This is a genomic window from Paenibacillus terrisolis (genome assembly GCF_056171975.1).
In genome coordinates this window covers 1-675 of sequence record NZ_JBKFGG010000070.1, presented here as the reverse complement: position 1 = coordinate 675, position 675 = coordinate 1, and the positions used below count along the sequence as shown (strand labels likewise).

Here is a 675-nt window from a genome sequence, read left to right as displayed (position 1 = left end):
TACCTATAAAATAGTATATCAATTAACCTGACGTATTCCAACAACGAATAGCTTGACAAGTATTAGCTGGTTTTATGGCCCTATTTCCACTGTGAGCCCTCATTTTGAATAAATAGCGCCGTTTTATGGCCTTATTTCTTCAAAAGCTTCCTTTTCCCTTCGATTTTGGGAGTTTTGCCGAGAATAGGGCCGTTGTGTACCGCTATTGTCTGAAAAATGCCGGTTCGGAGCAAAATAAGGCCACTTTATGCCGCTATTCGGGAAATCACCGGTTGCCGCTTCACTTCATATTGGCTTTTTTCAGGCCAGGATGACCCCTTCGTTATTTGACCTTCACGGTATCCGGCCCCAGCATTAGCTCCATCTCCCGGAACAAATCGGGAGAGGGCTTAATGCTGTAACGTTCGGTAAGTGCAAGCAGTTTCCCGGTGCTCTCGTAGAAGAGCACGGTGGGAAGCGGCCCGGGATGAAGCTCAAGGAGCGCCTTGAGCTTCTCCAGCAGGCGCGCGTTCTCCGCCGCGGCCGTGATCTTGATGAAGACGCGCTGCGCCGTCGTCTTCCCCGCCTCGCGGCTGCCGCGCGGCTCGGGGCGCGAGGCTGCCGGGGCCGCGCCGGCGCCCGTGGCGGCACGCCCGGCGGCGGCTTGCGGCGCACGCGGCGGCGATCCGCCCGCAG

Annotated in this window: 1 protein-coding gene; it reads right to left on the bottom strand. The window is 56.4% G+C overall.

Features of this window, described 5'->3' with window-relative positions; genetic code table 11:
* Window positions 1–322: 322 nt before the first annotated feature.
* A partial coding sequence (locus tag ACI48K_RS25620; RefSeq protein ID WP_475030451.1) for a hypothetical protein occupies window positions 323–675 on the bottom strand: 353 nt, incomplete at its 5' end.